Raw genomic sequence first — 15843 nt, 5'->3', positions numbered from 1 at the left:
CGCCGCGAAGAGCGGCTGGCCGATGTGCCGACCGCGGCGTCGGTCATCGATATCACGTCGCTCACCGATCGCGGCGGCGCGACGGGCAGCGGCGAACTCCTCGCCGATCAACCCAGCGTCCGCTTCAACAATCTGAACTCGTCGGTCACGTCGGAGATCTCCATCCGCGCCTCATCGACCGCGCGTGCCACCAATGGCGACCCAAGCGTCGGCCTCTATCGCAACGGCGCCTATATCGCGGGCGGTCCGGTGGGCGGTCGCAACTTCACGCGGCTCGACCTGCTCGACATCGGCCGCGTCGAGGTGCTGCGCGGGACGCAAGGCGCGTTGTATGGCCGCAACGCGGTCGGCGGCGCGATCAATATCATCTCGGCCGAACCCGAATTCGACCTCTCGGGTTGGGCAAGCGCGCGCTATGGCTTCGAGAACAACAGTTTCCAGACGCAGGGTGCGATCAACGTCCCGCTCGCCGATGGCTTGGCGATCCGCCTGAGCGGCGATCTCGTCGAGCAGGACAAGGGCTTCTTCTACAATCCCGATAATGACGTCTATTTCGACCAGCAGAAGGGCCACGGGCTGCGCGGCCAGATCCGGCTGAAACGCGGACCCGTAGATGCGATCATCACGGCCGAGACCCAGCGGCTGACCACGCCGACGATCCACTACCAGATCTCGATTCCCGCTGGCACGCCAGGCTTTCCCGGCGGTTATACGCAGGATCGCTTTCGCTACCCCTGGAACACCGCGCCGCGCGCCAGCCAGGATGTGGACGGTCTGCAGGCGCTCGTCCGCGTCGATCTCGGCGGTGCCGACCTGACGTCGACAACCTCCTTTCGCAAGCGCACGTCCGAATATGATCTCGACAATGACGCGATCAGCCCCGCCGAGCTTGCACGCGCGCGCGCCGCGGGGCAGATCGGCGCGCTCACCCCGCTCGACCCGAGTGCCTCGTCCTATGTCATCGATACGACCGACAATTTCTCGCAGGACATTCATGTCAGCGGGGCGAGCGATCGCTTCACATGGCTGGTCGGCGCCGAAATGCTGCTGCTCGACAGCGATTTCTCGGTGGCGACGACGCGCACGCCGACCCTTGCCAATCCGTCACCGGGCAATATCGCGCCTGCGCGGCTGTATTTCGAAAGCTATGCCGCCTATGGCTCGCTCGGTTTCGACATCACCGACAGCCTCAACCTGACCGGGGAACTGCGCTATACCCGCGACAGCCGGAGCATCTCGGCGCGGCTTTACGATCTGGGGACCGACCTTCCGACTGGCGGGCCGTCGCGGATCATCGACGACAGCATCAACGCCGACAATCTCTCCTACAATGCGACGCTTTCGTACAAGCTGACGTCGAACGTCCTCGCCTATGGCAAGGTCGGCAGCAGCTACCGCGCCGGCGGGTTCAACACGCGCCTCTCCGATCCGCGCGCGCCGAGTCCCGTGCAGGTTCTGTTCGGCAACGAAAACAGCACGTCTTACGAAGCCGGTATCAAGGGCAGTCCGATCCGGCGCGGCTATTTCGCAATCGCGGGCTATTACACCGAACTTGAGGACCTGATCGCTCAGGTCGACGACGGGTGCGCGCTCACCAACGCGGCGTGTCCGGTGGCGGCGGTCGCCTATCTCACCAATGCGGGCGATGCGAAAAGCTGGGGTATCGAGGCCGAATATAGCCAGGGCTTCGATCTCGGCGAAGGCAATGGCCGCCTCGCCTTGAGTGGCTCGCGGCAAGAGGGCAAGGTCAAGAGCGGCCGCTATGACGGGCTGGACCTTGCGCAGGTTCCCGACTGGCTGGCTTCGGCCAACCTCAATCTGCGCTACCCGGTCACCAAGGATGTCGCGCTGACCAGCAATGTCCTGGTCAGCGGACAATGGGGCGGCAAACAGGAGCTGACAGCGACCTCGGTCGATCTCGATGATTATGTCCTCGTCAATCTTCGGGTCGGCGTCGACTTCGGCAAGGTCAGCGTCAGCGCCTTCGCCAACAACCTCTTCGACAAGGTCTATTTTGTCGCGCAGGCGCCGACGATCAACCGGTACAGCCAGCCCCGCGTCATCGGCGTCGAAGGACGCATTTCTTTCTAGGTCGCTCACTCGCCCGCGGCCTCGGGCCGCAGGCCGGGAAGGGAAGGAGGGCGGAATGCAGCATTTGGTGATGGCAGCACTGCTCGGTGCCGCGGCGCTGCTCGGACCGGCGCCCGCCGCGGCGGCGGATGCCGCTCCTGCCGCGACGATCGCGCAGGGCCGCTTGGCCGGCGCACGCGATGCGGGCGTCGAGCGCTTTCTCGATATTCCCTTCGCGGCGCCGCCGGTCGGCCCGCTTCGCTGGCGGGCCCCGCAGGCGCCGCCGCGCTGGGATGGGGTTCGCGATGCCACGAAACCCGGACCCGCTTGTCCGCAAACGGTGCGCCCCGCGCTGGTCGCGGGCGGGGTCGCCGAATATCAATCGGAGGATTGCCTCCAGCTCAACATCTGGCGCCCGGCGGCGGCCCGCAAGCTTCCGGTCATGGTCTGGATCCACGGCGGCGCGCATGTGATCGGCTCGGGCACCTTTCCGGCGTTCGACGGCACCGCCTTCGCGCGGCAAGGCGTGATCCTGGTGACGATCAACTACCGGCTGGGCGCGCTCGGCTATTTTGCGCACCCGGCGCTCAGCGCAGCCAGGCCGCGCGGTGAGGCGCTCGCCAATTACGGCCTGATGGACCAATTGGCCGCGCTGCGTTGGGTGCAGAAGAATATTGCCGCTTTTGGCGGCGATCCCGAGCAGGTGACTTTGTTCGGCGAGTCCGCCGGCGCGATCGGCGTCACGACGATCCTTGCGCAGGCCGAGGCCAAGGGTCTCTTCGCTCGCGCGATCGTTCAGTCGGGCGTGGGGCTCCTCGACCCGCGCCCGCTTCGCGAGCAAGAAGCGCTCGGCGCCGCGTTAGCAGCGCGTGCCGGCGCGCCGCCTTCGGCCTCGCTCGAAGCCCTTCGTGCGCTTCCCGCCGCCGCGCTCGTCGCCGCGGGCGATGTCCGCACGCCGGGCGCGATGACCGGCCCCATCCTCGACGGCGACCTGGTGCGCGAAGCGCCGTGGCGCGTCTTCGCTCGCAGTGAGCCGATTGACGTTCCGCTTCTTGTGGGCGCCAACAGCAACGAGGCGAGCGTCATCCTTGCCATGGGCGTGCCGCCAACAGCCGCGCTCGCCTATCTCGGCCGCGACCAGGCGGCGGGCCGCGTCGCCTATGGCATGGGGCTGGCCGATGATGAACTGGCGCGCCAGGTGTTGGGCGACGCGTGGTTCGTCGCTCCGGCGCGCTGGCTCGCAGCCCGGACGGCGGGCGGGGTGCCGTCGTATCTCTATCATTTCGACTATGTCGCAGCGGCGCGGCGCGACCGCGCCAAGGGCGCAGCGCACGGGTCTGAAATCCCCTATCTGTTCGGGACGCTCGACTATTTCGCGTCGGTCGCTGGCGCCGTCGGTGACGAGGATCGCCGCTTCGGCGAAGGCATCTCCGCCTGCTGGGTTGGCTTCGCCAAGACGGGCATTCCCGGGTGCGCACTCGTTCGAGACTGGCCGCGTTACGATGCGGCAAGCGACCGTCTCGCAAGACTTGCGCCGGAGTCCGGCGTCGTCGCCGGCTTTCGCAAGGCGCAGCTCGACCATCTGCTCAATGTCCACTTCGGGAACGGCCAGTCCAGGCCCTAGCCCGTCCGGCCGTACGCGGCCCTCCGTTTCGACGATGTGCAACGAAGCTGGGAGAGAGAAAATGGCTGGAAGAACGAAATGGATGTGGCTTGCCGCCGGTGCGGCGACGGTGGGGGCTGCGGCTTTTGCGGCGCAGGGCGGATTCGAAGGCGGCGGCGACGGCGAGGCGCGTCCCATGGTGCAGCTTCCGCCTGCGGCGCCCGCTGCTAAAGCGTCGACGTCGGCGGCATCGGCGCCCGCGGCCGCCAGCCTTTCGGCCACCGTCGGCGGTTATACCTATGACTGGACAGCGTTACAGGCGGCAATCGACGCCGATACCGAGGTCGATAACGGCTATTTCATCGTCGGTAACGCTTCGGATCCCGACTATCTCTTCGCCTATGAGAAGGGCAGCTTCGGTATCGATCGGGTGACCCCGCTTGCGTCGGCCTCCAAATGGTTCGCCGGCGCACTCGGCATGCGCATGGTGCAGGCTGGTGTCGCGACACTCGACGATCCGATGCGGCCGCCGCTTGCTTTCTGGACGACGAGCGGGACAAAGAAGGATGTCAAACTCAAACATGCGCTGTCGATGACATCGGGCTTCAACGCGAGCCCGCTCGTTGGTGGCTGTCAGCTGCTTCCGGCCATGACGCTCTACAATTGCGCGAAGAGCATCCACGACCTGCGTTACGACAGTCTGCGCCCGGGTAACGCTCCCGGTGCGCAATATAGCTATGGCCCGCACGGGCTTCAGGTCGCCGCAGCCTATCTCGAGGCGAAGGATATAAGCATAGCGCCTGGAACATCGCCCGCGCGCCAGCGCAATTTCCACGAATTGTTCGCGCAGCATGTGACGACCCCGCTCGGGATGACGAGCACGACTTGGTATGACCCTGCGGGAAGCGCTCCCACCAACCCGTGGGTCGCGGGCGGGGCCTATTCGACGCCGCGCGACTATGCGAAATTGCTGCGTGCCTTCCTTGGCGGCAGCTTCATTACCGATATGACGACCTTCACCCGGCAGCGCACCGCGGGCCTGCCGCGCGTCTTTGTTCCGGGGAGCGCAGCGAGCTGGGAATATGCGCTCGGCTCCTTCGTTGAATGCGATACGCCTTCGGCCTGTACGACGTCCAAGATCAATTCCTCGCCGGGTGCCTATGGCTGGACAGGCTGGATCGATCGCGAGACCGGCTATTACGCCCTTATTGCGACTGAGATTTCGAGCGGCGGCGATCGCAAGAGCGTCGAGCTTGAGCAAGTCATGCAGGACCTGATCGAGAACGCGATTGCCGATCGCACTCTGGCGCCCTGAGGCATCCCTTCAACGGCGCTCCTTTGACGCGGCGGTTCCAACCGCCGCGTCATTTTTGTTCTGTATCAATGCGTTGATTTGGAAACATGGGATCGAAAATTTCATGTGACGATCGGCGGAACGTCGGCCGTTGCGCCGCCGTGCGCCAGAACGGCCTCGGCTTCACGCAGCTCGCCGATATTTCGTCCCCGGCGATGTTTCCTGCTCGGCACTGACAATTTTCTTCGTCATCCGAAATATCATCATCTGACTGCGACCTCCACCATTTGCGAGGCCTCAACTTTCGCGGGACAGTTGGCGGGCGCGCCACACGGTCCATAGCGTGAAGACGCCCATCAAAGCCCAGACGATGTTGAGCCCCGCCGACGGGAGCGCGCCATTATAGCCTGAGTTGAGCACGAAACCGCTCGCGCCGATGACGTTCATCCACTGATAGAGATAGCTGCGCGGTTCGATCTTACCGAGCGAGAGCAGGACATAGCTGGCGAGGATCAGGATGGCAGCGAGCCAGCCGATAACCTCGATCGCGATCTCAACAACGCTCATATGCCGTCCCTTCGGGTGGCCTGCACCCCGGTCGGGGACAGGTGATTCAGCGCATCGTCTGTTCGAGCGCCTCGACTGCGTCCTTGGCTTCGGCAAGGCTGAATCCGGTGCGTTCGCGGACCAGCTTGATCGCGTCGATCTTGCGGTCCTGGCGGATCAGGGCGCGGATTTCCTCGTCGTCGATCCGCTCGTCGCCGACGCGCACCATCGGGCGCGGCGGCGGCGCGGCAAGGTCGCGGCCTGTCCGCCGCCCGCGCAAATAGCGGGCGAGGAGCAGGCCGAGAGCCAGGCCGAGGACAAGGATCAGCAGCTTGCCCATCCGCCGTCCCCTTGCTTACGCCGCCAGCTTGCGCAGAACGTAGTGCAGGATGCCGCCGTTCATATAGTATTCGACCTCGTTCGCGGTATCGATGCGGCAGAGCGTATCGAAGCTGAAGGTCGAACCGTCGGGGCGGGTGACGTTCACCGTCACCGTCTGGCGCGGTTTGAGATCCGCGACGCCGGTAATCGTGAAGACATCGTCGCCGGTCAGGCCGAGCGTTTCGCGCGTGTCGCCGTCCTGGAACTGGAGCGGCAGGACGCCCATGCCGACGAGGTTCGAGCGGTGGATGCGCTCGAAACTCTCGACGATCACGGCGCGAACGCCGAGCAGATTGGTGCCCTTCGCCGCCCAGTCGCGCGACGAGCCGGTGCCATATTCCTTGCCCGCGATGACGACGAGCGGAGTGCCGTCGGCCTTGTGGCGCATCGCGGCGTCATAGATCGGCATGACTTCGCTTCCATAGCGCGACATGCCGCCTTCGATGCCGGGGACCATTTCATTCTTGATGCGGATGTTGGCGAAGGTGCCGCGCATCATGACGTCGTGGTGGCCGCGGCGGGCGCCGTAGCTGTTGAAGTCGGCTTTGTTAACCTGATGTTCCATCAGCCATTTTCCGGCCGGCGAGTCCGCCTTGATGCTGCCGGCGGGGCTGATGTGGTCGGTCGTGATGCTGTCACCCAGGATGGCGAGCGGTTTCGCGTCGATGATGTCAGACACCGGCGCCGGGGTCATCGTCATCCCCTCGAAATAGGGCGGGTTGGCGACATAGGTCGACCCGGCGCGCCACTGATAGGTGTCCGAACCTTCGACCTCGATCTTCTGCCAATGTTCGTCGCCGCGATAGACATGCTCGTAGCGCGCCTCGAACATGTCACGGTCGATGCACGACGCGATGGTGTCGGCGACCTCCTGATTGGTCGGCCAGATGTCGGCGAGGAAGACGTCCTTGCCCGACTGGTCCTGCCCGATCGGGGTGGTGGTGAAATCTTCGGTGACGGTGCCCTTGAGCGCATAGGCAACAACCAGCGGCGGCGAGGCGAGGAAGTTGGCGCGCACGTCGGGCGACACGCGGCCTTCGAAGTTGCGGTTGCCCGAAATCACCGACGCGGCGACGATGTCGTTGCCGTTGATCGCCTCCGAAATCGGCCCCGCCAGCGGCCCCGAATTGCCGATGCAGGTGGTGCAGCCATAACCGACGAGGTTGAAGCCGACCGCATCGAGATCGGCGGTCAGGCCCGCGCGATCGAAATAGTCGGTGACCACCTGCGATCCCGGCGCGAGCGAGGTCTTGACCCACGGCTTGGGCTTCAAGCCCAAGGCGTTCGCCTTGCGCGCGACCAGACCCGCGGCGACCATGACCCCGGGGTTCGAGGTGTTGGTGCAGCTGGTGATCGCGGCGATGACGACGTCGCCGTCGCCGATATCATGATCCTTGCCCGCGACCGGCACCCGCTTGATGCCGTCATGCTTGTATACCGAGGCGAGGTCCGAATTGAACACATCGTCGACTTCGGTCAGGATGACCTTGTCCTGCGGCCGCTTCGGCCCCGCCAGCGACGGGACGACGGTCCCCATGTCGAGTTCCAGCGTGTCGGTGAACACCGGATCGGCCATGTCGGCCGACAGCCACAATCCCTGCGCCTTCGCATAGGCTTCGACCAGCGCGACATTTTCGGCGCTGCGCCCGGTCAGGCGCATATAGTCGAGCGTCTTGTCGTCGATGCCGAAGAAACCGCAGGTCGCGCCATATTCGGGCGCCATATTGGCGAGCGTCGCGCGGTCGGCGAGCGACAGCGACGACAGGCCGGGGCCGAAATACTCGACGAAGCGCCCGACGACGCCCTTGGCGCGCAGCATCTGCGTCGCGGTGAGCACCAGGTCGGTCGCGGTGACGCCTTCCTTCAGCGCGCCGGTCAGCTTGAAGCCGACGACTTCGGGGATCAGCATCGACACCGGCTGGCCGAGCATCGCGGCCTCGGCCTCGATCCCGCCGACGCCCCAGCCGAGCACGCCGAGCCCGTTGATCATCGTCGTGTGGCTGTCGGTGCCGACGCAGGTGTCGGGATAGGCTACCGTCGTGCCGTCGGCGTCCTGGCTCGACCACACCGCCTGCGCGATATGCTCCAGATTGACCTGGTGACAGATGCCGGTGCCCGGGGGAACCGCTTTGAAATTGTCGAGGCTTTTCGATCCCCATTTCAGGAAGTCATAGCGCTCGCCGTTGCGATAATATTCGATCTCGACATTCTGCTCGAACGCCTTCGGATGGCCGAATTCGTCGACCATGACGCTGTGGTCGATGACGAGGTGGACGGGGACGAGCGGGTTGATCTTGGTCGTGTCGCCGCCCAGCTTGGCAATCGCATCGCGCATCGCGGCGAGGTCGACGACGCAGGGGACGCCGGTGAAATCCTGGAGCAGCACGCGCGCCGGGCGATACTGGATCTCGCGGTTCGAATGCGGATCCTTCTGCCAGTCGACCAGCGCCTGAACGTCATCGGTCGACACGGTGAAGCCGCCATCTTCGAAGCGCAGCAGGTTTTCGAGCAGCACCTTCATCGAAAACGGCAGCCGCGACACATCGCCCAGCTTTGCCGCGGCCTTGTCGAGCGAATAGTACGCATAGTCTTTGTTGCCGACGCTCAGCGTCGAACGGGTGCCCAGCGTGTCATGTCCGGTGGTCGTCATCTTGCAGCAGTCCCCTGTTGGCGCGGCGGGGAATGACCGGCCGCTGGCGTGGCGGGAGAGCGGGGCCAGCAGGAGTCGCGCGCGCGGTTTTTGTTGGGGACGCCTTACGCGGGGGGTGGGGAAATGCAAGGGGGTGGGGGTGGTTGGTTCGCGCGGAGACGCGGAGACGCGGAGGATTATTGGCGCTGCCCTTCTTCGTCACCCCGGACTTGATCCGGGGTCCCGCTTTTCGACGTTGCTGAGCGGGACCCCGGATCAAGTCCGGGGTGACGATGAGAAGGGGGTGCGCGGAATGGTCCATAGTGGGCAGGGTCGCGTCCCAACCGCGTCTGATCATGTTAAGCTGGCTGCATGACGAGCGAAAAAGCATCGAGGCATCTTGGGTCAGGCCGGACGGGTCACGCGCCTCGTTCGAGCACAACGCGCGGGGAAGGACCATCGGCCCCACGACTTGTTCGATCGCCCCACCCATGTTATCTTACCGGTATGACCAAGGAAACCAGAGTATCGGCCAAGGGCCAGGTCGTCATCCCCAAGGATGTACGCGACCGGTTGCATTGGGATGTCGGCACGGTGCTGGAAGTCGTCGATGGCCCCGCGGGGGTCATGCTGCGCGCCAAACCCAAGGCAAAAAAGGCGCTGAGTTTTGAGGCGGCGATGGCAAAGATTCGCAAGACCGTGAATTACACCGGGCCGCGAATCAGCGACGAACAGGCGGATGCCGCGATCGACCGCATGTTTCGAGAGGACAAAAGCTGGGACGCCAAGCCTTGAAGGCGGTCGATACGAACGTCCTCGCGCGTTTCTTGCTCAACGACGATCCGGCGCAGACGGAGATGGCGCGCGACATTATCGAGGCAGGCGTCTTTGTCCCGATCACCGTCCTGTTGGAACTCGGCTGGCTGCTCCAGTCCCATTATGGCTTTGACCGCTCCTATCTGACTGCGGCGCTGGGCGCCCTGCTCGACATTCCGACCATCATGATGGCCGACGAGGAAGAGGTGCGACAAGCGTTGGCCGCTTTTGCGAAGCGCGGCGATTTCGCCGATCATATCCATCTGGTCGCCGCCAAGGGGGCCGAGGCTTTTGTAACGTTCGATCAGCGGATGATCGGGACGGCGGGAATGGCGGTCGAGTTCGTCCGGTAAGCGGCGGCGTGTCGGTGAAAGCCCGCTGCGTGTGTGGCGCGAACTGCGCGGGCTGAGCCAGGTCAAGCTGGGCGCGGTGTCGGGGGTCAACCGGGTGCAGATTGCCGACATCGAGGCCGGGCGCGACAAGGGGTCGGTGGAGACGATGCGCAAGCTGGCGGAGGCGCTGGGGGTTCGGGTGGATGATCTAATATAGGGGGTTTGGCGCTAAGTGGGCGAACGCTGTGTCGGGGACGGCCGGGTATTTCTCATAACGAGGGTCTCGATCATATGCTGGACCGCATATGCCTCCGTCATGGAAAGGCAAAAGAGTGGGGGCCAGTTCACCGGAGCGTGTTCAAAAGGGTGAACTGCGAGAGAATACCCAGACTTTCCTCCAATCCGACCCTCCGCTGCCCGAAAGAAAAGCCCTTGAGCCATCAAATTTCCGAAGCGAACAGTAAAATTTGCTAAGCCATCGACTTGCAAGGCTTCACCTGCATCTGAGTGCACGTTGCTAACTTCTTTATTATATTGTGCAATATCATCTGGTTCGAATCGATAATTGTACAAAATTATATTTAGGCCACTCGGAATTTTGCGCTCTGTATAAAAGTCTGTTCGTTCAGTGTCGTTGAAAGTCGGCTTCGTCATCGGGCTTTGATCAGCCACCATAAACTTCATTGTAAAGTATTGGCTAAGAGTTGTCATATTTTCAGCCGTCAAAAGAAAATTTCTGGCTTTAATCAGACTCTCAATTATAGGCCGACTTTCTACCTCAAGTTTACTCATCCAAATACTGTTGCAATTTCCGCACACAGCAGAAATTTGGATCGTTTTTGGCGCGCCCTGACGGTTCCATGGGGGTTGAACCTGACGCAGCCCAGAAAAATGACGCCTAGTATGATTTGGACCTTCTGGGAGCTGCGAATGACTCCACTGTGGCCAGATATGCTCTTTAGTGCGTGGTCCTCCTCCGCAAAAGCAGCAAGAACGACTTCCTCTTTTGTGCGGAGTACCTCTTTTTCGCATAAAATGGCCTTCTTCAGCTAGGACTTGCTGTGACAACTGCAAAAAGGCTCCTAAACCTTAACCGCTCTAAATCCTCAGCTAAATAATCTTCCCTGCTCCAGCCCGAATTCTTTGCCAGCGTGAAATACGGGCAGCGGCGTGGGCTTCGATCGCGCTCGTGTAGGCGAACGCCGTCTCGGGATCGGCGCGGTCGGCAATCCAGTCGTAGAGGTGGTAGAGGTCGTCGCTTGCGGTCTGGCGCCAGACGACGCGGAACGTCTTGCTCAAGCGGCTTTGCCCGTCCGCTTGGCGTGGCGGGCGGTTAAGCCGGTGCGGACGTCGTCGGGCGGCTGGACGGGACGGGGGTCGGCGAGCGCTTCGGCGATGCGGGCCTTGAGCAGTTCGTCGAGCAGTGCTTCCTCACGGTCGAGCGCGCGCAGGCCGGCGCGGACGACTTCGCTGACCGAGGCGTAGCGGCCCGATTTGACGCGATCCTGCGCGGCGCTGGTCAGGGGGCCGAGGGTGACGGTGACGGGCTTTTCGGCGCGCGATGCCATGGGCGTTCTCCTATGACACTGTCATATCATGGGGTTCGGGTGGCGGTCAATTGGCCCTCTGGTACTGGTTCCTCATCGGGGGTGCCGGGACGACGGCGCCGACGCTTGCGACTCTTTCGGCGAGCTGTCACCTTCCGCCCCTGTCATCGGGAAGGGGAGGGTATCATGCGGATCAACCAAACAGCGGGCGTTATCACCATCTTGGCGGCGGCGCTTTTGCCCGCCACCGCCACAGCCCGCGACCCCGCCAACGTCCTGATGCCCGAAAATCCCGAGGCGCGGGCGTTTCAGGAGGCGGTGGGCTATGCGACCGCGGTGATCGCGGGCGACACCATTTACCTGTCGGGGGTGGTTGCGGGGCCGGCGAAGGGGGAGAGCGATCTGGCGCCCGGATATGAACGCGCCTTTGCCCACATCGCCGCGACGCTGGCGCGCGCGGGGGCGAGCTGGGACGATGTGGTCGACATCACCACCTTTCACACCGACCTCGCGGCGCATATCGACGGCTTTGCCGCGGTCAAGAACCGCCATGTAAAGGCGCCCTTTCCGGCGTGGACCGCGATCGGCGTGTCGCGATTGTACGAGCCGACCGCGGTGGTCGAGATCAAGGTCGTGGCGCGGGTGGTGAAGGAATAGGGGGCATTTCCTGTTTCTCCTGCGTCGTCATCCCGGACTTGATCCGGGATCCATTCCAGCGTCGCCGCATGGATCCCGGATCAAGTCCGGGATGACGAATTGAATATAGGACGGCCCTCTAATTCAGCGCGTCGTTGATCGTGTTGAAGATATTGGCGAGGCTGAGGCCGAGCATCTGGAAGGCGATGAGGCTGGCGAGCGCGATCAGCGCCGCGATCAGGCCATATTCGATCGCGGTGGCGCCGCGCTGGTCGGTGCGCAAATTGGGTCTGGTCATGGTGTTCCCGCTGATGTCTGGCGCGTTGGTCCCGGCGGGGGTCTTAAGTGGCTGAACAGCAACAGGATATTGGCGGATGCGGTTAACGTCGCGGCAGGGATGGTGCGCGGGAATTTTTTGCTTTCCTACATAACCAAATAGGTTCAAAACGATCTTGTTTCATTCCAAAGTGATTCGGGAGGCGGGCTATGGGGCGTTTGGTGGAGCGGCGGGCGTTCGGGAACCGTGTGACGGGCGGCGGGGGTGATGCCCACCCCGCTGCGCCCCGGATCAAGTCCGGGGCTCGCTGCCCCTCCCGCATGCGGGAGGGGGGTAAGCAAGTGAATCCCTTCATGCCGGGGCTGCGGGTGCGCGAGGACGGGTTTACCGCGGCGCGGACGCGGGTGTTTCTGGCGGTGCTGGCGAAGACCGGGTGCGTCAGCGATGCGGCGCGGGTGGCAGGGGTCAGCCGGACGTCGGTCAACCGGTCGCGCAGCCTGTTCGCGCCGTTCGACGCGGCGTGCCGCGAGGCGCTGGCCAAGGCGCTGCGCGGGCTGGAGGCGGTGGCGTATCAGCGCGCGGTCGAGGGGCGCGAGACGGTGGTGATCCGCGGCGGGCGCGAGGTCGAGCGGCGGATCGCGCCGTCGGACGCGCTGCTCGCGCTGCTGATCAAGCGCGGCGAATTGGTCGAGGGCGCGGCGGCCGAGGCGGCGGCGGAGGCGGCGCGCATCGACGCCGCGACGGCGATCACGACCGCTGAATATCTGGAGGGGTGGCGGTTCGATGTGGAGGGGACCAAATATTTCTATCCGGGCAGCGCGAAGCAGCGATTGCGGGACAAGCTCGATGCCATGCGCGCGGTGGTGCAGGCGGACAATTGGGCGCATGAGGCCGAGACGGGCGAATGTTTGCGCTGCGGCGAGCGGGCGAGCGGCGCGGGGCAGGACCGGCTGGCGGCGCGGCGCGCGAAGGAGCAGGCGGACGAGGCCGAATATGCGGGGGACGAGCCGCTGGAGGATTAGCGCGGCAGGATAACCTCGACGCGGCGGTTCTTTGTGCGGCCGGCGGGGTCGTCGGCGCCGGTGGCGGTTTCGTTGGGGGCGATGGGGGCGGTTTCGCCCTTGCCCGACACGGCGAAGTCGCGCTGGCGCACGCCGACTTGGCGGGCGAACCAGTCGGCGACGGTGCGGGCGCGGGCTTCGGACAGGCGCTGGTTATAAGCGTCGTCACCCTTGGCATCGGTGTGGCCGATGACCTGGATGCCGCCGGGCGGCGCCTTGCGGATCAGCGCCGCGGCCTTTTGCAGCTGCGCCTCGGCGGCGGGGGTCAGGTCGGCCTTGTCGAATTCGAACAGCGCGTCGGCGGCGAGATCGATGATCGTGCCCATGTCGGTGACGCGGACGTTGAGCCCGCTGATGTCGCCGGTCAGATTGCTGACGCTGCCGGTCATGCCGCCGGGGGCGTTGGCGGGGGCGGGGGTTGCTGGAGCGGGCGCAGCGCTCGCCTCGCTCGCAGGCGGCGGCTCGCTATCGGCGGCGGGTGCGCAGGCGGCGAGGGCCAGCGCCGACAGCGCAAGCGCGCGGCGGGTCATCGGGTGACCGGGACGCCGTCGAACGGGCCGACTTCGGGCAGGTTGATCGATACCGTCGGGCTGGTGACCGGCGGGGCGGGGAATTTGACCCAGAAGATGCCGGGCTTGACCTCGCAATCGGTGCGCAGGAAATTGCCGCTGACGTTCGACGCCATCCAGTCGGCCTTGTCGTCCTTGAGCACGCCGAGGCGCTGCGACGTGCTGTCGTCGATGACGCTGATCTTGTCGACATTGAACGACTGGCTGTTGATCTTCTGGTCGCTCGAACAGCGCAGCGTGACGGTCAGGATGTCGCCGGTGACCGCGACTTTCAGCAGATCGACCTGCGCGCCGTCGGGGCCGGGCTGGCTCTGGATCGCGGCCTGTGCGGGCATGCGGGCGACGGGCGCGGGTTCGGGGGCGGCCATCGGTTCGCGCGTGACGCCGGTGTCCGAGGCGGTGGTGGTCGTGGCGGCGTCATCGGACGGCGGCGCGTCGCTGACGTTGCAGCCCGCCAGACCGATGCCGGCCGCAGCCATGAGCGTAAGGTGCCGAATATCCACCGATATTGCCTCCATTTGTTGGTGTCAGGGGGTTTACGCGTGGCGGTGGGTTGGGTTCCCGCAAGCACCGCCCCAGGCGACCGCGCTACGCGATGATACCGGCGTGGCGGGCCTTGTCGGCGAGTTCGCTGCGCGTCGTGGCGCCCATCGCGCGCAGCAAATGCGAGATATGGTTGCGCACGGTGAAATGCGACAGGTCCAGGCTGCGCGCGATCTGTTTGTTCGATTGCTTCTGCGCCAGCATCGTCAGCACTTCGACCTGGCGGTCGGTCAGCACCGGCGGCGCCGCAGGTATCGCCTGAACCGAAGGCTGGTCGGATCGCAGGACGACAAATTCGCCCTTTTGCAGCGCGCGCAAGCCGGCCACCATGCGGTCGGGACGCACCGATTTGGCGATATAGCCGTCGGCGCCATACCCCATGACGCGATCGATCGTCGCATCGTCGTCGAACATCGAGACGACCGCGATCGACGAGCGCGGGAAACGGCGGCGCAGCATCGGCAGCGTTTCGGCCGGATCCATGCCGGGGAACAGCAGGTCGATGGTGAACAGCTGCGGCGCGCCTTCGCGTTAGGCGACGCCCAGCATCTCGTCGACGGTGCCGGCCTGATGGATCGCCAGATGCGGAAAGGCGCTGCCGACCAGCTGACCCAGCCCGGCGCGGAAAATGGGATGATCGTCGGCGATGATGACGTTGTCGATCATGGCGTGCGGCTTAGCGCCGCGGCACAGAATGTCAGATGAATGGATATGGGCGTTCATGGGCTTGGCTCAATATCGAAGCGTGTCGGGCCACAGGACGCGGTCGCAGCGTGCGATGGGGTCGGGGGTTTTGGCGGCGAGGGCGCTGCGGAGCGCGGGGAGGGCCGCGACCGCCTGGCGCAGCGCCGCGATGTCGAGCGTGCCGCGCGCGAGTTCCTGGTCACCGCCGAGGCGGTCGGACGGGCGAATCAGGGTCCAGCCGAGCGTGTCATGGCCCTGCGCATAAGCGAGCAGGTCGCCGAGCGGCAGTTCGCCATGGCCGTTGTTCGGGTCGTGCGCGCCATAGGGAAAGATCTGGGTCGACAGCGCGGTGCTGCCGATGATGCCGTGCGGCTGCACCGGGAAGGGACGCTGGATGCGGAGCAGCGCGACCTCGGGCAGCGCGGCATCGACGCCGACGCGCAATTTGACGTCGATCGCACGGTCCTCGATCGCGGGCTGGTGCGCGGCCTCCCAAATGTAAGACAGTTCGATTTCGAGCGGGCGCTGCGTCTTTTGCGGGTCATAACCCTTGGCGGTCCAGCGCATGAAATCGCCGCCATCGAACTTGCCGTCGTCGGTGAACAGGCGGGTGAGGGTGATGGTGCCGCCCGCGAGCTCTTGTTCGACGTCGCAGGTGTAGCGCCAGCTTTCGCGATAGGGCGGGTTGGCAACGGGGGGCTGGCCGGCAAGCGGGGGCAAGCGTGCTTCGGCGGCGCCGGGGGCGAGCATAAGCAGCGCGAGGATGGTAAGGGCGATTGGGCGACGCATATGTTTTTTTCCGGTTCGGACAGAACAGGGGCTAAGCTATCGCACTCGCGGCGGCGCGGCGGTGAT

20 protein-coding genes are annotated in these 15843 nt (G+C 64.6%); 8 read left to right on the top strand and 12 right to left on the bottom strand.

Annotated features, from left to right (window positions below):
- The 3 genes from B4F07_RS04485 to B4F07_RS04475 all read left to right on the top strand — a co-directional run.
- The coding region (locus tag B4F07_RS04485; RefSeq protein WP_293704556.1) for a TonB-dependent receptor at positions 1 to 2091 on the top strand (2091 nt) is incomplete at its 5' end.
- A 55-nt stretch (positions 2092 to 2146) separates the two neighbouring features.
- Positions 2147 to 3694, top strand: coding sequence for a carboxylesterase/lipase family protein (locus B4F07_RS04480; RefSeq protein ID WP_293702310.1), 1548 nt, complete (start codon positions 2147 to 2149; stop codon positions 3692 to 3694).
- A gap of 61 nt (positions 3695 to 3755) precedes the next feature.
- Positions 3756 to 4988, top strand: coding sequence for a serine hydrolase domain-containing protein (locus B4F07_RS04475; RefSeq protein ID WP_293702307.1), 1233 nt, complete (start codon positions 3756 to 3758; stop codon positions 4986 to 4988).
- A 276-nt stretch (positions 4989 to 5264) separates the two neighbouring features.
- On the opposite strand, the gene B4F07_RS04470 is transcribed toward B4F07_RS04475, so the two are convergent.
- The 3 genes from B4F07_RS04470 to acnA are packed head-to-tail and all read right to left on the bottom strand — an operon-like array spanning position 5265 to position 8544.
- Positions 5265 to 5534 (bottom strand): CBU_0592 family membrane protein, encoded by a 270-nt coding sequence (locus tag B4F07_RS04470; protein WP_293702305.1) that lies wholly within the window; start codon positions 5532 to 5534, stop codon positions 5265 to 5267.
- A gap of 46 nt (positions 5535 to 5580) precedes the next feature.
- On the bottom strand, positions 5581 to 5853 hold the full coding sequence (locus B4F07_RS04465; RefSeq protein WP_293702302.1) for a ribosomal protein L7/L12: 273 nt from the start codon (positions 5851 to 5853) through the stop codon (positions 5581 to 5583).
- 15 nt (positions 5854 to 5868) lie between these two features.
- Complete coding sequence (gene acnA, locus B4F07_RS04460) at positions 5869 to 8544, bottom strand: aconitate hydratase AcnA (RefSeq protein WP_293702299.1); 2676 nt, start codon at positions 8542 to 8544, stop codon at positions 5869 to 5871.
- Positions 8545 to 9030: 486 nt separating this feature from the next.
- On the opposite strand from acnA, the gene B4F07_RS04455 reads away from it, so the two are divergent.
- The 3 genes from B4F07_RS04455 to B4F07_RS04445 are packed head-to-tail and all read left to right on the top strand — an operon-like array spanning position 9031 to position 9888.
- A complete protein-coding gene (locus tag B4F07_RS04455; protein WP_162548436.1) occupies positions 9031 to 9318 on the top strand; it encodes an AbrB/MazE/SpoVT family DNA-binding domain-containing protein in 288 nt (95 codons plus the stop codon).
- On the top strand, positions 9315 to 9692 hold the full coding sequence (locus tag B4F07_RS04450) for a type II toxin-antitoxin system VapC family toxin (RefSeq protein ID WP_293702291.1): 378 nt from the start codon (positions 9315 to 9317) through the stop codon (positions 9690 to 9692). The genes B4F07_RS04455 and B4F07_RS04450 overlap by 4 nt, the downstream gene beginning before the upstream one ends.
- A 31-nt stretch (positions 9693 to 9723) precedes the next feature.
- A complete protein-coding gene (locus B4F07_RS04445) occupies positions 9724 to 9888 on the top strand; it encodes a helix-turn-helix transcriptional regulator (protein ID WP_293702288.1) in 165 nt (54 codons plus the stop codon).
- An 11-nt stretch (positions 9889 to 9899) separates the two neighbouring features.
- On the opposite strand, the gene B4F07_RS04440 is transcribed toward B4F07_RS04445, so the two are convergent.
- The 3 genes from B4F07_RS04440 to B4F07_RS04430 all read right to left on the bottom strand — a co-directional run bounded on the left by B4F07_RS04440 (position 9900) and on the right by B4F07_RS04430 (position 11239).
- Complete coding sequence (locus tag B4F07_RS04440; RefSeq protein WP_293702285.1) at positions 9900 to 10463, bottom strand: hypothetical protein; 564 nt, start codon at positions 10461 to 10463, stop codon at positions 9900 to 9902.
- Positions 10464 to 10781: 318 nt separating this feature from the next.
- Positions 10782 to 10970, bottom strand: a complete 189-nt coding sequence (locus B4F07_RS04435; RefSeq protein ID WP_293702283.1) for a hypothetical protein — start codon at positions 10968 to 10970, stop codon at positions 10782 to 10784.
- Positions 10967 to 11239, bottom strand: a complete 273-nt coding sequence (locus B4F07_RS04430) for a type II toxin-antitoxin system ParD family antitoxin (RefSeq protein WP_293702280.1) — start codon at positions 11237 to 11239, stop codon at positions 10967 to 10969. The genes B4F07_RS04435 and B4F07_RS04430 overlap by 4 nt, the downstream gene beginning before the upstream one ends.
- Positions 11240 to 11404: 165 nt before the next feature.
- Here B4F07_RS04430 and B4F07_RS04425 point away from each other — a divergent pair, with 165 nt between their 5' ends.
- Complete coding sequence (locus tag B4F07_RS04425; protein ID WP_293702277.1) at positions 11405 to 11875, top strand: RidA family protein; 471 nt, start codon at positions 11405 to 11407, stop codon at positions 11873 to 11875.
- A 118-nt stretch (positions 11876 to 11993) separates the two neighbouring features.
- Here B4F07_RS04425 and B4F07_RS04420 read toward each other — a convergent pair whose 3' ends face one another.
- Complete coding sequence (locus B4F07_RS04420; protein WP_293702274.1) at positions 11994 to 12152, bottom strand: Flp family type IVb pilin; 159 nt, start codon at positions 12150 to 12152, stop codon at positions 11994 to 11996.
- Positions 12153 to 12484: 332 nt separating this feature from the next.
- Here B4F07_RS04420 and B4F07_RS04415 point away from each other — a divergent pair, with 332 nt between their 5' ends.
- Complete coding sequence (locus B4F07_RS04415) at positions 12485 to 13153, top strand: hypothetical protein (protein WP_293704554.1); 669 nt, start codon at positions 12485 to 12487, stop codon at positions 13151 to 13153.
- Here the strand turns inward: B4F07_RS04415 and B4F07_RS04410 are convergent.
- The 5 genes from B4F07_RS04410 to B4F07_RS04390 all read right to left on the bottom strand — a co-directional run bounded on the left by B4F07_RS04410 (position 13150) and on the right by B4F07_RS04390 (position 15777).
- Positions 13150 to 13722 carry an OmpA family protein gene (locus tag B4F07_RS04410; RefSeq protein WP_293702268.1) on the bottom strand — a complete coding sequence of 191 codons (573 nt, stop codon included), beginning with the start codon at positions 13720 to 13722 and terminating at the stop codon, positions 13150 to 13152. The two genes, B4F07_RS04415 and B4F07_RS04410, sit on opposite strands and share 4 nt — an antisense overlap.
- Positions 13719 to 14240, bottom strand: coding sequence for a hypothetical protein (locus B4F07_RS04405; RefSeq protein WP_293702265.1), 522 nt, complete (start codon positions 14238 to 14240; stop codon positions 13719 to 13721). Before B4F07_RS04405 ends, B4F07_RS04410 begins: the two co-directional genes overlap by 4 nt.
- Before the next feature lie 109 nt (positions 14241 to 14349).
- On the bottom strand, positions 14350 to 14817 hold the full coding sequence (locus tag B4F07_RS04400; protein ID WP_293702827.1) for a LuxR C-terminal-related transcriptional regulator: 468 nt from the start codon (positions 14815 to 14817) through the stop codon (positions 14350 to 14352).
- Between the two features lie 18 nt (positions 14818 to 14835).
- Positions 14836 to 14970, bottom strand: coding sequence for a hypothetical protein (locus B4F07_RS04395; protein WP_293702262.1), 135 nt, complete (start codon positions 14968 to 14970; stop codon positions 14836 to 14838).
- A gap of 66 nt (positions 14971 to 15036) precedes the next feature.
- Complete coding sequence (locus B4F07_RS04390) at positions 15037 to 15777, bottom strand: hypothetical protein (RefSeq protein WP_293702259.1); 741 nt, start codon at positions 15775 to 15777, stop codon at positions 15037 to 15039.
- Between the last annotated feature and the right edge of the window lie 66 nt (positions 15778 to 15843).

It is taken from the genome of Sphingopyxis sp. UBA6723, assembly GCF_002454115.1.
Lineage (GTDB): Bacteria > Pseudomonadota > Alphaproteobacteria > Sphingomonadales > Sphingomonadaceae > Sphingopyxis.
Note: the sequence above shows the minus strand (reverse complement) of the source record. Positions and strands in the feature narration are given on the sequence as shown.